The organism is Helicobacter pullorum (assembly GCF_900638355.1).
Classification (GTDB): Bacteria; Campylobacterota; Campylobacteria; order Campylobacterales; family Helicobacteraceae; genus Helicobacter_D; species Helicobacter_D pullorum.
On sequence record NZ_LR134509.1, the window covers coordinates 410,268 to 428,951 of the forward strand.

Consider the following 18,684-nt stretch of genomic DNA (forward strand, 5'->3'; position numbering starts at 1 on the left):
ATGAGAAATAATTTTATTGCACTTTTATTGTCCTTACTTGTCCATATTGTGATATTTTTATTATTGTTACTCGAGTTTAAAAAGGATGATGTTTATCAGCCTCCAAAATATGGGACTAAAGAGGGAGAGCGTATTAATATTAAAAACTTTAAGTTTTCTCAAGCTGCACAAATGATTCCCCCCCAAAATAATGCACAAATGTTAGAATCTCCACTCACACAACCTTCAAACACACAAAGCCAGCCACAGCAAGAAAGTAACAAAAACCAAAAAGAAGAGCAAACAGAAATTATGCAAACAACTCCACCTAAGCAAACCAAAGAAAAATCCCCCACCAAAATTACAAAACCTAAAAAAATTGAAGATTCTAGAAAGATTCAACCAAAATCTTCAAATCAATCTAATCATAATCAAAATTCTCTTGCTTCTTCTTTGAAATCTAGTCAAATTGGTCCGATGCTAGATAATAAGCCTTCTTCGCCTTCTATTTATGATTATGGCAAAGATATGGGGAATCAAGAAATAAAAGAGCTCTATGGAGATGATTTGTATTCTTTGAATCTTGAAGAGAGGAAATTTATTGAAGATAATTTAAGTGGGATAGGAAGGATTACGCAAAAATACCTTAAATATCCGCAACTTGCTGGGCAAATGGGGCAGCAAGGGGATAATATTGTGGAATTTTATTTGCACCCAAATGGAGATATTTCTGATTTGAAATTATTAACTCCAAGTGGTTATAGGCTTTTGGACGAAAATAGCATTCACACTATCGAGATTGCTTATAAGGATTATCCTTATCCAGCAGTAAAAACTAAAATAAGAATACGCGTCATGTATCGGATTTATTGATTGCGTAGTTCTTTGTATTCTTTGGGGATTAAGCAATCATTGACATCTAGGATTTGTGGGCAGAGATTGTGGTCATATCCGAGTTTAAAAAGCATATTAATTGCTTCTAACTGCGTTTGGTTAAGGGAGATAGAATCGGCATTGGCATAAAGATTGAGATAGTGTTCTAATTTTTGAGAATCTACTCGTATCAAATTGCGTTCTAGTAGCATTTTTGAAAGAAGTGGTTTATTTTTTAGGGCGACTTTGACAGCTTTTGTAAGAATCTCTTCACATTCAATAGCGACATTAAGCGGCAAAGAGCGGCGGATACACATTCCGCCAAGCGGTAATGGCAAATTTTGTTTGTTTAAATCATTCCAAATATCCCAAATTTCGCATTCTACTTCTAAGCTTGAATCATATTGCAAAATAGATTCGTGGATTAACACTCCCGCATCAACTTCGCCCTCCAAAACAGCTTTTTCAATCTCAAGAAAATTTTTGTAGTAGATTCTTGCATTAGGGTAAGCGATTTTAAAAAGCATTGCATTAGTTGTGTGTGCCCCACTTAGTGCAACTTTAAAGTTTTTTTTTAGCTTTGTTGAGTGTTTTTTAATGAGTTTTGGTCCATAGCCTTCGCCAAAGCTAACTCCTGTCCTTAAGAGCGCTTGTTCTTGTGCTAAAAATGGATAAACACCAAAAGAAATTGCAGAAATATCCAAAATGTTATCAAGTGCCATTTCATTGAGTGTTTGGATATCTAAAGCTTGGTTTTGAAAATGGATTGTATTTCCTACCCAACCAAATGCAATTGCATAATACATAAAAATATCATCGGCATCTGGTGAATGTCCTATTTGAATTGTTCGCATATTTTAACTTTGTGTGAAATTTGTGATTATTTTAATAGAAACTAACTTATAAGGGAATGAATTTTGGGAAGTACTAAAGAGGGCGTTAGATTTAGCATACAAGCATGGTAATCTTTGGAGTTTTTGGGAAGATGGCAGATTCGTTTTTTGCAGGGTTGGCAAGGAAGGGATTTGTGAAAGGTTTTAAGAGAGAGTATGTGAGAATCTTTTGCATTAAAAGGTGAAGTTTCTTCTTGATTTGTTGGACCAAAGAGTGCAAAAGTCGGAATCTCAAGGGCTGCTGCTATATGCATAGGTCCGCTATCATTAGTAAGGAGAAAATGTAATTTTAAAAAATAAGCCATTAGGCTTTGTATGTTTGTTTTTCCACTAAGGTTAAGGATTTTTTCGTTTTTTGGAAGATAGGATAGAATTTTTTCATTGATGGGGTTTTCAGATTCTACCCCAAAAAGAATAATGCAAAAATCTTGTTTTAGCAGGTCTTTAATCACTTCTGCAAAATATTCTTCCTTCCAGCGTTTGGCACTTCCAAAAGCAGCTCCTGCATTGATACCGGCAATTTTTTTGTTTTGAAAATAGGGCGGAAGTGTGATTTTTGTCGTTGGGGGTTTTAGATAAAGTTTTGGAATTATAGAATGATTTGGGATAATGGTTTCTATCAGTTTGGCAAAGCGTAATGATTCGTGGAGATTTTTATATTTTTTTGGGTGGATAGTAAGCAAAAAAGAACGCATTTCGTTTGCATAACCAATGCGTTTTTTAGCACCATTGAAAAATAAAAATAAGGCAGAAAGAAAGTTATTTTGGAAAGTGATAGCAATTTCGCAAGGTGGAATCTCTTTGGCGAGTTTGTAGAGGGCTTGGATTCTAAAGGTAGCCTTTTTGCTTGTATCTACGATGGTTGTGGTGTTGGGATAATGGTCAAAAAGCTCACAGCTAACTTTACTTCCAATGAGGTAAAAATGTGCATTTGGGTAGGTTTGGTAGAGAATTTCTAATCCAAAAGTTGCCATAACAGCATCGCCAAGCCAATTTGGAAGTCTCACTAAAATATTCATAGTGAATTTAAAATTTCCTTTGTGATTGTTGGAATATCTGCATTGGCATTAACACAAAAATGAGCAGAATCTTTGTAAATTTGAAGTCTTTGTAGATAGAGTTTGAAGGCTTTATCCTTATCTTGAAAGAGTGGGCGAGTGGAAATTTCATTATCATTTAGGCGAGAAAGTATATTTTCAAAGTCAATATCCAAAAAGAAAACTTTGCCCATTTGTTTGACATTGCAAAAAATAGGCATTCCGCCACCTGTTGAAATAATGCAATGTTGGATATTTTGTGAAATAAAAGCACAAAATTCTTTTTCAAGATTCCTAAAATATTGCTCCCCTTTTTGTGAAAAAATTTCATTGATAGTTAAATTTTCATTGTTTTGAATAATTTGATCACTATCTAAAATTAAAGAGTGTGTATGGCGATAAAGGGATTTTGCAATGGTGCTTTTGCCGCTCCCCATAAAACCGATTAAAACAATGTTAGAAGAGTTCAATCTCTAAGCCTTTTTCTTTAAGGTTTTTGATAGAGTATTTGTATTGTCCATCAAGGGTAAAAGTGATGCGATAAAAGTCCAAATGGGTTTGTAAATCAACCTTGCTGATAATGGGTAGATTGGTTTGAATAAAATCTTGCAAGACTTTTTTGGAGTTGCTTTTGAAATCCAAAATCAAACGAGTGGGCGAGGCAAGCGTGAAATCGCGAATCATATTCAAAGGGGTTTTGAGTGTAATTTTTTGTTTATCTATATGAAAATCAAAAATTTTTCCAAGATTGAAATCTTGTAGTTTTTGGGATTGCATTTCTGGCTTGATTTCTTGACTTAAAATTAAAGGAAAATGCCAATCAATATCGCCATTAAGTTCTTGTTCTATCGTGCTAATGGAGCCATCAAGATTCTGATAAGCAAGGGTTATTTTTTTGATTTTTCTTGCCGTAGAGGGTAGGTTGAGTGTGGTTTGAGTAAAGAGGCTGAGTTGTGGAGGATTAGAGATTTGTCCGCTTTGTTTTGGTGTGACAACTGATTCAAAGGGATTTCTTATTTCTTTGGTATCATTATTTTCGTTGGGAGTTGGGATTTCTTTGGGGGTTGTGGAAGTATCAATAGTGATATCTGGAATTTTTGGTAAAGTTTGAGAATTTTGAGCATAGAGTATGAAAAATGGAATAAGCAGTGGTAGTAAAATTTTCATTGTGGTTCTAATCCTTTCAATTCAAAAAGTTCTTTTTGGAGTTTTGCATTTTCATTCATTAGGTTTTTGACTTCTTTAGATATTTGTTCTTCTTTGTTTTGTAATTCAAATAATACACTTAGAGAGTTGGTCCCAAAAAAAAGATTGCCAAAATAAATCCCTGCAATACATATTGCCAAAAAGAGGCTAAAAAAGGGAAGTAGTTTGTAAAATCCTCCCTCATAATATTTCAAATCCTGTCTTTTTTCCATTATCTAAAGAGGCTTTTTCCTAGATATGTAGGATAGATTAGTTCTTTTTCAATGGACAAAAGGCGATTATATTTTGCCATTCTTTCGCTTCTTGCAGTAGAGCCTGTTTTGATTTCTCCCGTATTGAGTGCCACTGCAAAATCTGCAATAAAGCTATCCTCACTTTCTCCACTGCGATGACTCATAATACAGCGATAGTTGTTGCGTTGTGCAAGACGCACTGCTTCCATTGTTTGGCTTACCGTTCCAATTTGGTTGGGTTTAATCAAAATGGCATTTGCAATGTTTTTCTCAATACCTTGTGCGAGAATTTTGGCATTAGTTACAAATAAATCATCGCCTACAAGTTGAATTTTATTGCCAAGTTTTTGGGTTAATTTTTTCCAACCTTCCCAATCATCTTCGCTTAATCCATCTTCAATAGAGACAATAGGGTATTTTGAGATGAGTTTTTCATAATACTCAATGAGTTCTTCGCTGCATAATTCACGCCCTTCACCTTTAAGGCAGTAAATCCCTTTATCATTGATGAATTCACTACTAGCAACATCTAGTGCAATCGCAATTTGCTCCCCTTCTTTGTAGCCTGCTTTTTTCACTGCTTCTAAGATAATTTGAATAGGCTCTTCGTTGGTTTTTAAATTTGGGGCAAACCCGCCTTCATCGCCAATACTTGTAATGTGTTTAGAATCTTTTAGAATCTTTTTTAAATGTTGGTAAATTTCAGCACTTGCGCGCATTGCTTCGCTGAAGGTATCAAAACCAACAGGCATAATCATATATTCTTGAAAATCAACGGTGTTATCAGCATGGCTGCCACCATTGATAATATTAAGCATAGGGGTTGGGAGAGTAAGGGCATTTGCACCACCTAGATAACGATAAAGAGGGATATTGAGGCTTTTGGCTGCTGCTCTAGCTGCTGCCATAGAAACTCCAAGTGCGGCATTAGCACCAAGATTTGAAAAATTTTCTGTCCCATCTAGTTCAATTAAAGTATTATCAATAAGGCTTTGATTGAATGGAGATAAGCCACAAAGTGCATCAGCAATAGTTGAATTAACATTTTCGCATGCTTTTAAGACGCCTTTTCCCAAATATCTTTCATCTCCATCGCGTAATTCCAATGCTTCTCTTTTTCCAGTGCTTGCTCCACTTGGGACAATAGCACTACCCACATTCCCATTGCTTAATAAAATACTAGCTTGAATGGTTGGATTCCCACGACTATCTAAGACTTCTTGCGCATTAATCTCATCAATATAAACCATAATTTTCTCCTTGTTAATCTTCTAAATTTTCATCATCACTAGAGGATAAATCATCTGTTAGGCTAATAGAAGCTTTGATTTTATCTTCGATTTCTTGAGCTATTTGTGGATTTTCTTTCAAGAAAATTTTTGCATTTTCTTTGCCTTGTCCTAGTTTTTTGTCCTCATAGCTAAACCAAGCACCGCTTTTATCGACAATATCAAGCTTTACTCCATAGTCGATGAGTTCCCCTTCTTTGCTAATCCCTTCGCCAAACATAATATCAAATTCAGCACCTCTAAAAGGCGGAGCAACCTTATTTTTAACCACTTTTGCTTTGACACGATTCCCGATATTTTGCTCACCTTGTTTGAGAGTTGCGATTCGTCTTACATCAATTCTCACACTTGCATAGAATTTGAGTGCATTTCCTCCTGTTGTAGTTTCTGGACTTCCATATCCCATAACTCCAATTTTCATACGAATTTGATTGATAAAAATAACGGTGGTATTCATTTTGTGAATGATACCTGTAACTTTTCTCAAAGCCTGACTCATAAGTCTTGCTTGAAGCCCTACATGCTGATCTCCCATATCCCCTTCAATCTCGCTTTTTGGGGTAAGTGCAGCAACAGAATCAACGATGATTAAATCTACCCCTCCACTTCTTGTGAGGGTTTCTAAAATTTCCAAAGCTTGCTCTCCAAAGTCAGGTTGAGAGACGAGTAGATTTTCTACATCTACTCCAAGTCGTTTGGCGTATGTTACATCTAGTGCATGTTCTGCATCAATAAAGGCACAAATTCCGCCTTTTTTTTGACATTCAGCAACAATTTGGAGTGCAAGGGTAGTTTTTCCTGAACTTTCTGGTCCGTAAATTTCGATGATTCTACCTTTTGGAATCCCTCCAATGCCAAGTGCGATATCAAGCCCCAAAGAACCTGTGCTAATTGAATCGATTTTTTCAACCGGTTTATCTCCAAGTCTTATTAAAGCACCTTTACCAAAGGCTTTATCAATTTGTTTAATTGCTAATTCAATTGCTTTTTGCTTATTTTCATCTAATGCCATTTTTTCTCCCTAAGAAAATGAAAATTTTATTTTAGCTAAATAACTAAAAATTCACAATATTATTTTTTGCAATTATTTTTTATATTATGGTGTTGCTTTATGGGGTGTTTTTAGATTATGAAAAATAAAATGAGGCTTAGGGTATTTTAAAGTTAAAAGAATATAATCTCGAGTTTGTTTTAAAAATTCAAAAATAAATCAACATTAAATAGCCCAAAATAATTCTAAATATCTAAATAAATTATAAAATAAGGAAAGGTATTTTGATGAAAATATTGCAGAAATTTTTTTATTTTTATTATGATGGTTTTAGAAATATGACTTTAGGGAAAAGCTTGTGGGTTGTTATTATTGTTAAGTTGTTGATTATTTTTGGTTTTTTAAAAATTTATATTTATGATAATAGTCTAAGAGCTAAGTTTCAAACGCAAGAAGAAAAAAGCGAGTTTGTAAGCAAGAATCTTATGGAATTTTAAAGGAGTAGTATGGAGCAAGAATTACTGCAAAGGGCGGCAAGTGTAGATTGGAGTAGGGCACAGTTTGCACTCACAGCACTCTATCATTTTTTATTTGTGCCTCTAACTTTGGGACTTTCTTTTATTTTAGCCATTATGGAAACTATTTATATTAAAACCAAAAAAGAAGAGTGGAAGAAAATCACACAATTTTGGTTAGGAATTTTTGCTGTAAATTTTGCCATTGGTGTTGCAACGGGCATTATTATGGAGTTTGAATTTGGAACAAATTGGGCAAATTATTCGTGGTTTGTAGGGGATATTTTTGGGGCGCCATTGGCAGTTGAAGGAATTATGGCGTTTTTTTTGGAGGCAACTTTTTTTGCAGTGATGTTTTTTGGTTGGAATAAAGTTTCTCCGAAGTTTCATTTGCTTTCGACTTGGTTGGTGGCAATTGGTTCAAATTTGAGTGCATTTTGGATTCTTGTGGCAAATGGTTGGATGCAATACCCTATTGGGACGACTTTCAATCTTGAAAGTGCTAGAAATGAAATGACAAGCTTTTTTGAAGTGGCATTGAGTCCTGTGGCAATTAGCAAATTTTTGCATACAGTTTCAAGTGGTTATGTAATTTCGGCACTTGTAGTGGTTGGAATCTCTGCTTGGTTTATCTTAAAAGGGCGTGATGTGATTGCGGCTAAAAAATCCTTGATTGTGGGCGCAAGTTTTGGGCTAATAACTTCAATATTTTTATTTGTAAGTGGTGATGAAAGTGCTTATCAAGTGGCTCAAAAGCAACCCATGAAACTAGCAGCGATGGAGGGAATCTATGAAGGTGAGCATCGTGCGGGGCTTGTGGCGTTTGGAATCTTGAATCCTAACAAGCAAATTGGTGATGAGCGAAATACATTTTTGTTTGATATTACAATTCCCTATGCTCTTTCAATCTTGGGGAATCGCTCGCCAAATAGTTTTGTCCCGGGGATTAATGATCTTGTTTATGGAAATGCAGAAAAAGAGATTATGAGTATTGAGGAGAAAATCCAAAAAGGGCGTTTGGCTTTGGAATCTTTTAAAGAATACAAAAACGCTAGAGAGTTGGGGGTGCCAGCAAGTGATTTGCAACAATATTCACAAGTGGTGCAAGAGAATATGCCTTATTTTGGATATGGGTATTTAAAAGAAGCTAAAGAAGCGGTGCCTCCGATTGCTTTGACTTTTTATACTTTCCATTTGATGGTGGCATTAGGAAGTTGGTTTTTTGTATTATTTATTGTGGTGCTTTATTTGGTTATGGCAAATGATATTGTTAAATTTAGAAAAGTGCTATGGGTTGCTTTATGGACGATTCCGCTTGGGTATATTGCAGCAGAATGTGGTTGGATTGTCGCAGAAGTGGGTAGGCAGCCTTGGGCGATTCAGGATTTAATGCCTGTTGGTGTAGCAGCAACGCATTTAAGTAGCGTCAATGTGCAAATTTCTTTTTTCATATTCTTAGTTTTATTTACAGCATTATTGATTGCAGAGATTGGAATTATTTTAAAACAAATCAAAAAAGGTTTTGCACACTAAGGAGAATAAATGTTTTTTGGATTAGATTTGATAGGATTGCAGATTTATTGGTGGGGAATATTAAGTCTTTTAGGAGGGCTTTTGGTTTTTATGTTTTTTGTTCAAGGCGGACAGGGAATGTTGTTTGAATTGGCAAAAAATGAAGAAGAAAAAGCTTTGATTGTGAATTCTTTGGGGAGAAAATGGGAGCTTGGATTTACAACTTTGGTGCTTTTTGGTGGAGCATCTTTTGCGGCATTTCCATTGTTTTATAGTACAAGTTTTGGAGGTGCTTATTGGGTATGGTTGATTATTTTGTTTTGTTTTATTGTGCAGGCTGTAAGTTATGAATACCGCAAAAAAGAAGGGAATTTTTTGGGTTCAAGAACTTATGAAGTTTTTTTGTTGATTAATGGAATCTTGGGTGTGTTTTTGATTGGGGTTGCACTAAGCACTTTTTTTAGTGGTGCAAATTTCAGATTAGATTCGTCTAATTTTGTAGAGTGGGAAAATGCTTCAAAGGGTTTGGAAGCTTTGCTTAATCCTTGGAATTTTTTACTTGGATTTGCTTTGGTATTTTTAAGCAGAGTTTTAGCGTGTGGTTATTTTTTGAACAATATTGATGATGAAATTATCAAAGAAAGAGTGAAAAGAAAAATAGCTTTAAATAGCGTAGTATTTTTGGTTTTTTTCTTGGGGTTTTTATTTTGGATTTTTACTAAAGAAGGTTTTTTCGTCTCACAAGATGGTTTGGTGAGTATGCAAAAATTCTTGTATTTTCAAAATTTTCTTGAAATGCCTTTTTTGATTGTGATATTGCTTGTTGGTGTTGTGTGTGTTTTGCTTGGAATGTATATGGGGTTTAAGGGGTGCAAAAAAGCAATTTTTGCATTGGGAATTGGAAGTGTTTTGGCAGTGTTTGCGATTTTGCTTTCTATTGGGATTGGTAAGAGTGCATTTTATCCGAGTTTGGTAGATTTGCAAGATTCTTTAACAATTTATAATGCAAGTTCTAGCTACTATACTTTAAGCGTAATGGGTTATGTGAGTTTGCTTGTGCCTTTTGTGTTGGCTTATATTATTTATGTGTGGAATCTTATGGATAGAGTCAAAATTACAAGAGATGAATTAAGAGAAGATTCTCATCAGTATTAAAGGATTTTAAATGACAGAGTTTTTGTTGATAATGTGGCCTGTTGTGATTTATATAGCATATAAATTTGTTTGGTTAAATATCAATCATATTGAAAAAGATGATCGAAGTCAAAACTAATGCAAAATAGTTTTGAATTGTTTTGTTTTTTAAAAAATCAAGGGTATTTGAAGAATCCACCTCATAAACTTTGGTGGCCTAATGCTGGGAGTTTTGAGGTTGTAATAGGGGCTATTTTGGTCCAAAATACAAGATGGGAAAAAGCTTTTGAAGTGATTAATCGCCTAAAAATGCAAGGACTATTAAACTTGCATTCTTTGGCGGATATTTCTGTGGAGAATTTGCAGGCTTTTATGAAAGATTTGGGGTTTTTTAGGCAGAAATCACAACGAATTATTATGTTGTGCAACAATATTTTAAACGATTTTGGAGATTTTGAAAATTTTTGTGCCAAAGCAAGTAGAGAATGGCTACTTTCTCAAAAAGGCATAGGTAATGAGACTTGCGATTCAATTCTGTGTTATGGTGCATTAAGAGAGGAAATGGTAGCAGATAACTATACTTATAAATTGCTAAAATCTTATGGTTATGAATTAGAGGGCTATGATGAGTTAAAAGAATGGCTTGTTTGTGGTTTATTGGAAAATTATTCAAAAGTATGTGAAATTTATGGCTATGATATTCCCATTAATGAGCTTTATGCAAGATTTCATGGAAAAATTGTAGAATTTTGCAAAGAGCATAGGATATAAAAGGGGAAATTGTGGAAGGAAATCTTTTTGAACCTTTGGAGTTGTTTTTGGAAATTTGCAAGATTCCACATCCGAGCAATCATGGTATTGAATTGAAAAAATGGCTTATACAAAAGGCTAGAGAATTTGGAGCGGAGGTGCAAGAGGATAGTGCGGGGAATCTTTTGTGCATTAAGGGTAAGCCAAAAGTTTGTTTGCAGGGGCATTATGATATGGTTTATGTCGGAGATTCTAAGGAGTTTGCGATTAAGCCGATTATAGAAAATGGCTACATTAGTGCAGAAGATTCTAGTCTTGGGGCAGATAATGGAGCGGCTTTGGCGTGTATGTTGCTGGCATTGAGGGATTTTGAAAATATTGAATGTTTATTGACTAGCGATGAAGAAGTGGGAATGATTGGTGCAAATACTTTGGGGCTAGAAATACAAGCCCCTTTTGTAATTAATTGTGATAGTGAAGATATCAATGAGGTTATTTTTAGCTGTGCAGGTGGGTATGATTTGGAGGCAAAGAAAGAATTTGCTTCACAAGAGATTCCACAAGATTATGTTAGCTATGAAATAAAAAGCAAAAATTTTCAAGGTGGGCATAGTGGGATTGAGATTCATAAAAATATCCCTAATGCGATTTTGGAATTGGCTAAGATTGCCAAAGATTTAGAAGGTATTATTGTAGAGTTTTTTGGTGGAGAGAAACGCAATTCTATCCCCACAAATGCAATTTTGAAAATCGCTTTTGAAAAAGAAAAAATGAATATTTTAGAAATGTTGGACAAAGAACATTTTACAATAACGCCTTTAGAGAGAATGAAAAGTGGTTATAGAAGTGGGGAGTTGATTGAGGCGATTTTGGGGTTAGCTAATGGAGTGATTCAAAGCGATAAGAATGGAGTGATTTTGTCTAGTAATCTTGGGATTTTGAGGCAAGAAAAAGGGCTTTTTAGCCTTGCATTAATGGGGAGAGGCAATCAAGAACAACTGATGCAAGAGGGTATCCAAACAAATAAAAAGTGGCTAGAGAGTTTGGGGTTTTGTGTCGCTGTGGCTGATTATTATGCACCATGGGAGCGGGAAGAAGGGGAGTTGGTAAGATTAGTATTTCAAATTTATCAAAAATATAATCAAAATACAGAACTAAAAAGTATTCATGCTGGATTGGAATGTGGGATTTTAAAACAAAAATTCCCTGCCAAAGAGTTTATTTCTATTGGTCCTACGATTTTGCATCCACATTCTTTAAAAGAAAGAATGGATTTGGAGAGTTTCAAAAAATTTTGGACAATTTTAAAAGAAATTTTGCAAACAAAGCAGTGATTTTATAAAACCGCCAAAGAGATTTTGCTAAAATTATATGAAATTAATTTTGTAGTAGGAAAAAATGAAAAAATGTTGTTTTGCTATTAAAAAAAGCGTGTTGATTGGAATCTTATTGTCAAGCTTTGCTTTTGGAGCACCTTCGATGGTTAATGGAATTGCCTTTTTTGTCAATGGGAATCCTGTAACTTTGTTGGAAGTTTATAAAGTGCAACAAAGAGATAAAGTTAATCAAAACATTGCAGTGGATATTTTGATTAATGAAAAATTGCATGAAGAAGAAATCAAAAAGCATAAAATTGTTGCGACAGAATTAGAAATTAATGATGAGATTAATAGAATTGCTAGGCAAAATCAAGCAACTGCTGCGCAAGTAGAATCTTATATCCGAAGCAATGGTGGTAATTGGGAAAATTACAAAGAGGAAATCAAAAAAGGGATTCTCAAAAAGAAACTTTATCAAGTGATTGCACAAGAAAGTTTGAAAATGGTAGATGAAAATGAGTTGTTAAATTACTACAATGCAAATAAAGAGGAATTTTCAATACCTCAAAGCATCGATGTGACTAAGTTTTTTAGCAAAGATGGAAAGGCATTGGAGGCTCTTATTCAAAGCAATGGAAAAGAAGTGCAAAAAGGCGTTCAAAGTGAAAATGAGGTCTTGCAAACAGCTGCATTAAATCCACAGATTGTTGCGGCTTTTACGCAAGGTAAAATTGGCACATTTACTCCAATCTATCCTATTGGAGATGATTTTGTTGTCTTTTTGATTAAAGCAAAAAATAATCCTGCTATTCTCCCTTTTGAAAATGTCAGAAATGTCGTTTTGCAAAAAATAATGGGGCAGAAAGAAGATTATTTGATTTATGAGTATTTTGAAAAATTGCGTTCGAATGCCAAAGTGAATATTATTCGTCTAAATTAATTGCTAGGGAGAAGAAATGAAAAAGATTGTGATAGGAATTTTGGGTTTTGTGATGTTTTTTGTTGGTTGTGCGGATAAAAATACCGATATTCAAAGTAGCACAACAAAGGAGAATATTGAAAAAGTATTGCTTTCTAAAGAAAAATGGAAAATACATAGCTATAAAATCAATGGTGCTACAAAAGTGTTGGCTTTTGATAAGGAAAATGAATTTTTTATAGGTTTTAAAGATGAGCAAGTGTTTGGTGTTGCAGGATGTAATAATTTCTTTGGTGCTTATGAAATCAAAGGCAATGAGATTAAGTTTGCCAATGTGGGTATGACAAGAAAAATGTGTGAGCCTAAGATGATGGAGATTGAGAGTGATTTAACCCAAAATTTATTAAATAACACTAATCGTCTTGAGATATTAGAGGATGGAAAAATTTTAGTTTTTAGCGAAAAATTTTATCTATTAATTCAATAATTTAAAGATATTTTTACTTAAAATACAATAGGCTTGTAAAAAACAAAGGTTATTTATGTGGATAACAAAAAATTATAGTGGAAAGATTCAGCAAGAATACAAAATAGAAAGCAAACTTTTAGAGATAAAAGGCATTAGGCATAATTTAGAAATTTTTAATTCTAAAACTTTTGAGAGTATTGCATTGATAGATGAGCAAATCTTTTTGAAAACTATGCTTGCTCTACAAAGCGAGCTTTTGGCACATATTTGTGCTTGCTCCCATCAAGAGCCCAAAAGGGTTTTAATAGCGGATAATTTTAATCTTGAGCTAGCATTTGAATTTTTGCGTTATAGTGAATTAAAAGTGGATTTTTTGCAATTTGATTTGAAGATTCTTGAATCGCTTATTAGTTTTTTTCCGCATTATCAAGAGGTAATGAAAAATGCTAATTTCAAGCTTATTCCGCAACAACAAGAAGAATTTTTGGAGCAAAATGAGCAAAGAGCAAGCTTGTATGATATTATAATAGCCACAGATGAAAGCCAATTTCATTGCTACAAAAAGCTTTTGAGTGAAGATGGGATTTTGGTGCTTAAGATTCCTCATTTGTTGTTAGATATTTCAAAAACCAAGGAAATTTTAGAATCTTTGGGGGAAGAGTTTAGGATTAAAATGCCTTTTTATATTCCCATGTCTTTAGATATGCAAGATTTTTATATTTTTGCATCTAAAAAATATCATCCAACAGCGGATATTATACTCCAAAGAGCAGATATGTTGGAGGATTTGGAATATTATAATGCCAATTTGCATTTATCTGCCTTTGTGCTTCCACAAAAAGTGAAAAAAGCATTAGTTGGGATTGCTTGTAATTGAGCTTTAGATACGCAGTTGCCCTCACAGGAGGGATAGGAAGTGGCAAAAGCACCACTTCTTCACTTTTGAGGCTTTATGGGTATAATGTAATTTGTGCAGATGAAATCTCACATCAAATGCTAGAAAAATGCAAAGAAGAGATTATTATAAGTTTTGGCAAAGGTGTGTTAGAAAATAGCGAAGTTAGCCGCAAAAGGCTGGGCGAAATTGTTTTCAAAGATAAAGAAAAAAGAAAAACTTTAGAGGATATTTTGCACCCTAAAATCAAAGAAGAAATTACAAGACAAGCTAGAGAATTAGACAAACAAGAGATTCCTTATTTCATAGATATTCCGCTTTTTTTTGAGACTAAAAATTATCCAATTAAAGAAGTGTTATTGATTTTTGTGCCAAAAGAGATTCAGTTGCAACGCCTTATAAAGAGAAATCATTTGACAGCACAAGAGGCAAATGAGAGAATCTCTCTACAAATTCCTATGGAAGAAAAAAAGAAAAAGGCAAATTACATAATAGATAATTCCAAAGATTTGGAAAATTTACAAAGAGAAGTAGAAAAATACTTGCAAAACTACTTATCAAAGCTTGATTTTTAGAGAAAAATTAAGTTTTTTGTAGTATAATTCCTACCCTTTAACGCAGTTTATTTTGTGGAGAAGAGTGCAAGGGGGTGTTAGCTCAGCTGGGAGAGCGCAACGCTGGCAGCGTTGAGGTCAGGAGTTCGATCCTCCTACACTCCACCATTTATGCGTCCGTAGCTCAGCTGGATAGAGCAACAGGTTGCGGTCCTGTAGGTCGGGGATTCGAATTCCTCCGGGCGTACCATAACTTAATATTTATTCTTAAAACTTTTTATAATAATTTTTTATATTTTCCCCCATAGTGAATTCTCAAATAACTATAATAGCATTAGATAAAATCTTTTATTTAATTTTTAGATTTTAGAGAGATTGAATGCAAGGAATTTAAGAAAAAGGAGTTTAGAAATGTATTGTGCGGATTCTAGGTTTAAAATTGCAGTGTATGGAGCACACAGCAGCATTGGTGATGAGGTTATGGCATTGCGTGTGCTATTTAGTATTAAATTTCTTTATCCAAACTCTCATTTAACCTTTCTTGCTAATTCTAGTGTGCCTTTTTCTCTGTTTAAAAATATACAATTTATTGATAGGATTTTTAATGTTCAAAAGGATTCTACGGCTTTTTTAGAGGAGTTTGATGTGTTGTTGTTTGTTTTTAAGCATGATATGGAAGATAGAATCCAAATTGCTAGAAAATTTAAGGCAACAAAAATATTAATGCTTTTTTCGCAGTATTTATTCAAAACTAAAGGATTTTCTTATTTGTTTGATTCTGCTTATACTAGGGGAGGGGAGATTATAAGGATTATTAATCCCTATTGGAAGCAAGATAAAAATCCGTGTTATTTTGGGAGCTTTGAGACTTGTAAGAGCATTAAATAAAAAGCATTATGATAAAAATATTCAAAAGATTCCATTATCCAAAGCAAAAATTATTACAAGTCGTGAAAATAAGGTTTTTGTAGATTTGAAAATGCAAAGATTAGGTGCAAATTCTTATGATAAAATAATAGGAATTTCGCCTTTTGGAAAAAGTTCTTCAAGAGGGAATGCAAATTTTTCTATTGAAGAATGGGTAGAAATTACCAAAATTTTGGCTAAAAAATATCAAAACTATTTTTTTGTGTTGATGAATTATGAGGGTAATCCAATAGAGATTGAAGGTTTGAGCGAAATAAATAGTGGAGTTTTTGTAAATAATAAAGATTTACTAAACCTTGTGGAGTTGATAGGGCGGTTAGATTTGCTTTTGAGCGTGGATACGAGCAATGTGCATATTGCAGATAATTTGCAGATTCCAACTTTAGAGATTATAAGGCAGAGTGAAGCTAAAAAATGGGGAGGCGGTAGCTATGGTGGAGTTTGTGAGCAAATAATTTTGCCTAAAGAATGGAAATCTAATTCAAAGTATTATCAAAATTTGTTTATCCAAAAGTCTCAAGAGTTATTAGAAAATCTTTAATTTGATACGCAAAACAGGTAAATCCACTTTGAAGATAATCATACAATGATTATGAAGAAGCTCTGATAAAATCCCATAAAATAGAGCTTAAATCTAGCAATAAATGCTATAATGCCAAATTTTAATCTTATATTTAAGGAAATTTTATGCTGCTAAATCCTGACTTGGCGAAATTGCTTTTGAGGCTTTGTGTGGGCGGACTTATGCTGTTTCATGGTATATTCAAAATCACGCATGGTGTTGATATGTATGTGAGTATGCTAGAATCCAAAGGCTTACCGGGATTGATGGCTTATGGTGTGTATATTGGCGAGGTGTTAGCACCGCTTTTGATTATTTTGGGTTATCAAGTGCGGATTGCAGCTTTGATTGTGGCTTTTACAATGTTTATGGCAATTTATTTGGTGTATGGATTTGAGATTTTTGCACTTGACTCTTATGGAGGTTGGGTTATTGAACATCAGCTTTTGTATATCTTGCCTTGCCTTGCGTTATTTTTTATGGGTGGTGGGAAATATGCACTTTTTGGCAAGAAGGTTCAAGGAAGCACTAAAGACTAATTGCTTTGAAACTTACCCTAAAGTCCCTTGAGGTTTGTCCCTATAAAGTCTCGCTCTAATTCCTTGCAGCACTCAAATACGCTAAAGCTCCCCGCTGCTGGGTCGCATACCAAATCGCCCTTGTTGGTGCAAGATTCTATAAGCATTTTTTGCAAGCCTTTGGGTTTGCTGTGGGGGTGGAGCTTTAGCTCCTCGCTTGAGAGTTTTTCAAAATGCACATCGCGGATAGTGTGGAGCTTCCAAGTGCCTTTTGCTTTAATGGGCTTTTTTTGTATCACAAGGAGATATTCGCTCTGCTTTCTTGTGCGATAGCCCATGCCCATTCTGCCCTTATCCCAAGTGATTAAATCCACGATTTGCAAAAGTGTAGAATCTAGCCATTCTCTCACGCCCTCACAAAGATGAAATTTATCAATCCACAGCATAAGATAGCAGCTAGGTTTAAGCACACGATTAATCTCAGCTATAAAGCTTTTTATGCTTTCTTCGCTCATTTGGATTAAAGCACTTCTGCCTTTTTGTCGCTCTCCCTCATTGCCATAACGCATTTTATCTAGCACACCGCGATATTGCGGGTCAAAAAAGCACAAATCAACGCTATGAGATTCTAAGCTTTTAAGCAGCGTTAATCCGTCTATGGTGAGTTTGGTATTTTTGGTGATTTTCACTTATATTCCTGAAAACATACGCTCAAGATTTTTGATACACTGCTAAATCTTTAATTCTTGATTCTATATTTTTCCTTTGAGAATCTAACTCATTTTTACGTGCGATAGAGATTTGTATAAACTCACTCTCTTGATCAATGCCAATAAATTTTCGATGTAAAAGATTTGCTGCAATGCCTGTGGTGCTAGAACCGCTAAAAGGATCGCAGATAATAGAATCCTCATTGCTTGCCATTAAAATGAGGCGAACTAAAAGGCTTAAGGGCTTTTGCGTTGGGTGTTTGCCATTTGCCTTTTCCCAAGGAGCAATAGCTGGGAAACTCCACACATCTCGCATTTGCTTGTCGCCATTGAGTTTTTTGAGAATCTCATAGTTAAAAATATGCTTATGTTTATGACTTTTTCTAGCCCAGATAATCTGCTCTGTGGAATGCGTAAGATAACGACAGCTAAAGTTTGGCGGTGGGTTTGTCTTTTGCCAAGTGATAATATTGAGAATCTTAAAATCTAACTTTTGCAAGATTCTACCTAATGAAAAGATATTGTGGTATGTGCCGCTTATCATAATGCTACCTGTGGGCTTTAGGGCTTCTTTTGCATTTTGTATCCATTGCATATTAAAAGAATCTATCTCATCAATATTCTCGCCCTTATCCCATTGCCCCTTATTTACACTCACAATCTTACCGCTTTGGATACTCAAGCCATCATTAGAGAGAAAGTAGGGCGGATCGGCAAAGATTAGGTCAAATTGCCCCTTAAATTTTTTGAGAATCTCATTGCAATCTCCCTGATAGAGAGAAAATAAAGAATCTTGGCTTTGAAATGTAGGTAATGCTAGGAGGATTCTACTTGTCATTTTGTGCCTTTATGAGTTTGGTGGAATGGGCAATCCCAAAACTTGAAGCGGGATATACTCAAAATAATATCTGCAATTTACACTAATAATATAATCTAAAACATCTCTGTATTCTGGTTTTTGAAACCAATCATTTAGCAAATAGATATATTCCACTTCCATATTGAGAGTGGATAAAAGTTTTTGATATTGCTTTTTCTTAAAATCACAAGTTTGTAGCTTTTCATCGACAGAGCCTTTTACCTGTTGGAATTTGCATTCAATAATAAAAAAAGTATTGTTGATGATGACATAAATACTGTCATCGGGTAAAAGTCTTTTAGAAATGATATTTTTCCAATCTACGCCTCTAGTTTCCAAAAATTTGTAAAATCGATGTTTTTTGAAAATTTGTGCAATGAGTTCGTTTTGATAAAAAACCTTACCATTATTATCTACCGCATAGCCATTTTGTTGAGCTAGAAAAGTTGCTAAATCAACCCTTCCTTCAAATATCAATCCTGTTCTTGTATTTGATCCACCAATGCCATTTGTAATCATACAATTGTCTCCTAGTTTATT

Annotated in this window: 23 protein-coding genes and 2 tRNA genes; 15 read left to right on the top strand and 10 right to left on the bottom strand. The window is 34.4% G+C overall.

Annotated elements, in window-relative coordinates:
* Positions 1-852 (top strand): energy transducer TonB, encoded by an 852-nt coding sequence (locus EL247_RS02100; protein ID WP_104745597.1) that lies wholly within the window; start codon positions 1-3, stop codon positions 850-852.
* Here EL247_RS02100 and EL247_RS02105 read toward each other — a convergent pair.
* From EL247_RS02105 to recA, 7 genes are read right to left on the bottom strand one after another with little or no spacing between them, the layout of a single operon-like run.
* Positions 846-1,706 carry a menaquinone biosynthesis family protein gene (locus tag EL247_RS02105; RefSeq protein WP_104745598.1) on the bottom strand — a complete coding sequence of 287 codons (861 nt, stop codon included), beginning with the start codon at positions 1,704-1,706 and terminating at the stop codon, positions 846-848. The genes EL247_RS02100 and EL247_RS02105 overlap by 7 nt on opposite strands.
* 41 nt (positions 1,707-1,747) lie before the next feature.
* The gene (waaF, locus tag EL247_RS02110; protein ID WP_126441934.1) at positions 1,748-2,764 is read right to left on the bottom strand and encodes a lipopolysaccharide heptosyltransferase II; all 1,017 of its coding nucleotides are present in this window, start codon (positions 2,762-2,764) and stop codon (positions 1,748-1,750) included.
* Positions 2,761-3,252 (bottom strand): shikimate kinase, encoded by a 492-nt coding sequence (locus EL247_RS02115; protein ID WP_104745600.1) that lies wholly within the window; start codon positions 3,250-3,252, stop codon positions 2,761-2,763. Before EL247_RS02115 ends, waaF begins: the two co-directional genes overlap by 4 nt.
* Positions 3,239-3,949, bottom strand: coding sequence for an AMIN domain-containing protein (locus tag EL247_RS02120; RefSeq protein ID WP_232019771.1), 711 nt, complete (start codon positions 3,947-3,949; stop codon positions 3,239-3,241). Before EL247_RS02120 ends, EL247_RS02115 begins: the two co-directional genes overlap by 14 nt.
* Entirely contained in the window at positions 3,946-4,200 is a 255-nt protein-coding gene (locus EL247_RS02125; protein WP_005022371.1) for a hypothetical protein, read from the bottom strand. Before EL247_RS02125 ends, EL247_RS02120 begins: the two co-directional genes overlap by 4 nt.
* Positions 4,200-5,471: a phosphopyruvate hydratase gene (gene eno / locus EL247_RS02130; RefSeq protein ID WP_104745601.1), complete on the bottom strand. Its 1,272-nt coding sequence runs from the start codon at positions 5,469-5,471 to the stop codon at positions 4,200-4,202. The genes EL247_RS02125 and eno overlap by 1 nt, the downstream gene beginning before the upstream one ends.
* Before the next feature lie 13 nt (positions 5,472-5,484).
* The gene (recA, locus tag EL247_RS02135; RefSeq protein WP_005022374.1) at positions 5,485-6,522 is read right to left on the bottom strand and encodes a recombinase RecA; all 1,038 of its coding nucleotides are present in this window, start codon (positions 6,520-6,522) and stop codon (positions 5,485-5,487) included.
* Between the two features lie 266 nt (positions 6,523-6,788).
* On the opposite strand from recA, the gene EL247_RS02140 reads away from it, so the two are divergent.
* The 14 genes from EL247_RS02140 (at position 6,789) to EL247_RS02205 (ending at position 16,596) form a co-directional block, all read left to right on the top strand.
* Entirely contained in the window at positions 6,789-6,998 is a 210-nt protein-coding gene (locus tag EL247_RS02140) for a DUF4492 domain-containing protein (RefSeq protein ID WP_054195471.1), read from the top strand.
* A gap of 9 nt (positions 6,999-7,007) precedes the next feature.
* Complete coding sequence (locus EL247_RS02145) at positions 7,008-8,549, top strand: cytochrome ubiquinol oxidase subunit I (RefSeq protein ID WP_104745602.1); 1,542 nt, start codon at positions 7,008-7,010, stop codon at positions 8,547-8,549.
* Positions 8,550-8,558: 9 nt separating this feature from the next.
* Positions 8,559-9,683 (top strand): cytochrome d ubiquinol oxidase subunit II, encoded by a 1,125-nt coding sequence (gene cydB / locus EL247_RS02150; protein WP_104745603.1) that lies wholly within the window; start codon positions 8,559-8,561, stop codon positions 9,681-9,683.
* A gap of 117 nt (positions 9,684-9,800) precedes the next feature.
* Positions 9,801-10,433, top strand: a complete 633-nt coding sequence (locus EL247_RS02155) for a 3-methyladenine DNA glycosylase (protein ID WP_104745604.1) — start codon at positions 9,801-9,803, stop codon at positions 10,431-10,433.
* An 11-nt stretch (positions 10,434-10,444) separates the two neighbouring features.
* The gene (locus EL247_RS02160) at positions 10,445-11,746 is read left to right on the top strand and encodes a M20/M25/M40 family metallo-hydrolase (protein WP_104745605.1); all 1,302 of its coding nucleotides are present in this window, start codon (positions 10,445-10,447) and stop codon (positions 11,744-11,746) included.
* A 64-nt stretch (positions 11,747-11,810) separates the two neighbouring features.
* Positions 11,811-12,671 (top strand): peptidylprolyl isomerase, encoded by an 861-nt coding sequence (locus tag EL247_RS02165; RefSeq protein ID WP_230845585.1) that lies wholly within the window; start codon positions 11,811-11,813, stop codon positions 12,669-12,671.
* Between the two features lie 16 nt (positions 12,672-12,687).
* Positions 12,688-13,137: an META domain-containing protein gene (locus tag EL247_RS02170; RefSeq protein ID WP_065829034.1), complete on the top strand. Its 450-nt coding sequence runs from the start codon at positions 12,688-12,690 to the stop codon at positions 13,135-13,137.
* A gap of 55 nt (positions 13,138-13,192) precedes the next feature.
* Complete coding sequence (locus tag EL247_RS02175; RefSeq protein WP_060663085.1) at positions 13,193-13,996, top strand: spermine/spermidine synthase domain-containing protein; 804 nt, start codon at positions 13,193-13,195, stop codon at positions 13,994-13,996.
* Positions 13,993-14,589 (top strand): dephospho-CoA kinase, encoded by a 597-nt coding sequence (coaE, locus tag EL247_RS02180; RefSeq protein WP_104745606.1) that lies wholly within the window; start codon positions 13,993-13,995, stop codon positions 14,587-14,589. Before EL247_RS02175 ends, coaE begins: the two co-directional genes overlap by 4 nt.
* A gap of 71 nt (positions 14,590-14,660) precedes the next feature.
* Positions 14,661-14,736 (top strand) — tRNA-Ala (locus EL247_RS02185).
* Positions 14,737-14,741: 5 nt separating this feature from the next.
* Positions 14,742-14,818: transfer RNA gene (locus EL247_RS02190), tRNA-Arg, on the top strand.
* A gap of 161 nt (positions 14,819-14,979) precedes the next feature.
* A complete protein-coding gene (locus tag EL247_RS02195; protein WP_104745607.1) occupies positions 14,980-15,456 on the top strand; it encodes a hypothetical protein in 477 nt (158 codons plus the stop codon).
* Positions 15,431-16,036, top strand: coding sequence for a glycosyltransferase family 9 protein (locus EL247_RS02200; protein WP_104745608.1), 606 nt, complete (start codon positions 15,431-15,433; stop codon positions 16,034-16,036). Before EL247_RS02195 ends, EL247_RS02200 begins: the two co-directional genes overlap by 26 nt.
* A 146-nt stretch (positions 16,037-16,182) precedes the next feature.
* A complete protein-coding gene (locus EL247_RS02205; RefSeq protein WP_104745609.1) occupies positions 16,183-16,596 on the top strand; it encodes a DoxX family protein in 414 nt (137 codons plus the stop codon).
* Positions 16,597-16,613: 17 nt separating this feature from the next.
* Here the strand turns inward: EL247_RS02205 and EL247_RS02210 are convergent, their stop codons facing one another.
* Genes EL247_RS02210 through EL247_RS02220 form a run of 3 tightly spaced genes read right to left on the bottom strand, consistent with a single transcriptional unit; the run spans position 16,614 to position 18,663 of the window.
* Positions 16,614-17,264: a DNA-methyltransferase gene (locus EL247_RS02210; RefSeq protein ID WP_104745610.1), complete on the bottom strand. Its 651-nt coding sequence runs from the start codon at positions 17,262-17,264 to the stop codon at positions 16,614-16,616.
* 22 nt (positions 17,265-17,286) lie between these two features.
* Positions 17,287-18,123 (bottom strand): DNA-methyltransferase, encoded by an 837-nt coding sequence (locus EL247_RS02215; RefSeq protein WP_104745611.1) that lies wholly within the window; start codon positions 18,121-18,123, stop codon positions 17,287-17,289.
* A gap of 9 nt (positions 18,124-18,132) precedes the next feature.
* A complete protein-coding gene (locus EL247_RS02220; protein ID WP_104745612.1) occupies positions 18,133-18,663 on the bottom strand; it encodes a PD-(D/E)XK nuclease superfamily protein in 531 nt (176 codons plus the stop codon).
* Positions 18,664-18,684: the final 21 nt, after the last annotated feature.

Excerpts from the sequence above, each read along its gene's own strand:
- EL247_RS02100 (WP_104745597.1), top strand. The coding sequence starts at position 1 with ATGAGAAATAATTTTATTGCACTTTTATTGTCCTTACTTGTCCATATT.
- EL247_RS02105 (WP_104745598.1), bottom strand. The coding sequence starts at position 1,706 with ATGCGAACAATTCAAATAGGACATTCACCAGATGCCGATGATATTTTT.
- waaF (WP_126441934.1), bottom strand. The coding sequence starts at position 2,764 with ATGAATATTTTAGTGAGACTTCCAAATTGGCTTGGCGATGCTGTTATG.
- EL247_RS02120 (WP_232019771.1), bottom strand. The coding sequence starts at position 3,949 with ATGAAAATTTTACTACCACTGCTTATTCCATTTTTCATACTCTATGCT.
- EL247_RS02125 (WP_005022371.1), bottom strand. The coding sequence starts at position 4,200 with ATGGAAAAAAGACAGGATTTGAAATATTATGAGGGAGGATTTTACAAA.
- eno (WP_104745601.1), bottom strand. The coding sequence starts at position 5,471 with ATGGTTTATATTGATGAGATTAATGCGCAAGAAGTCTTAGATAGTCGT.
- recA (WP_005022374.1), bottom strand. The coding sequence starts at position 6,522 with ATGGCATTAGATGAAAATAAGCAAAAAGCAATTGAATTAGCAATTAAA.
- EL247_RS02140 (WP_054195471.1), top strand. The coding sequence starts at position 6,789 with ATGAAAATATTGCAGAAATTTTTTTATTTTTATTATGATGGTTTTAGA.
- EL247_RS02145 (WP_104745602.1), top strand. The coding sequence starts at position 7,008 with ATGGAGCAAGAATTACTGCAAAGGGCGGCAAGTGTAGATTGGAGTAGG.
- cydB (WP_104745603.1), top strand. The coding sequence starts at position 8,559 with ATGTTTTTTGGATTAGATTTGATAGGATTGCAGATTTATTGGTGGGGA.
- EL247_RS02155 (WP_104745604.1), top strand. The coding sequence starts at position 9,801 with ATGCAAAATAGTTTTGAATTGTTTTGTTTTTTAAAAAATCAAGGGTAT.
- EL247_RS02165 (WP_230845585.1), top strand. The coding sequence starts at position 11,811 with ATGAAAAAATGTTGTTTTGCTATTAAAAAAAGCGTGTTGATTGGAATC.
- EL247_RS02170 (WP_065829034.1), top strand. The coding sequence starts at position 12,688 with ATGAAAAAGATTGTGATAGGAATTTTGGGTTTTGTGATGTTTTTTGTT.
- EL247_RS02175 (WP_060663085.1), top strand. The coding sequence starts at position 13,193 with ATGTGGATAACAAAAAATTATAGTGGAAAGATTCAGCAAGAATACAAA.
- EL247_RS02195 (WP_104745607.1), top strand. The coding sequence starts at position 14,980 with ATGTATTGTGCGGATTCTAGGTTTAAAATTGCAGTGTATGGAGCACAC.
- EL247_RS02205 (WP_104745609.1), top strand. The coding sequence starts at position 16,183 with ATGCTGCTAAATCCTGACTTGGCGAAATTGCTTTTGAGGCTTTGTGTG.
- EL247_RS02215 (WP_104745611.1), bottom strand. The coding sequence starts at position 18,123 with ATGACAAGTAGAATCCTCCTAGCATTACCTACATTTCAAAGCCAAGAT.
- EL247_RS02220 (WP_104745612.1), bottom strand. The coding sequence starts at position 18,663 with ATGATTACAAATGGCATTGGTGGATCAAATACAAGAACAGGATTGATA.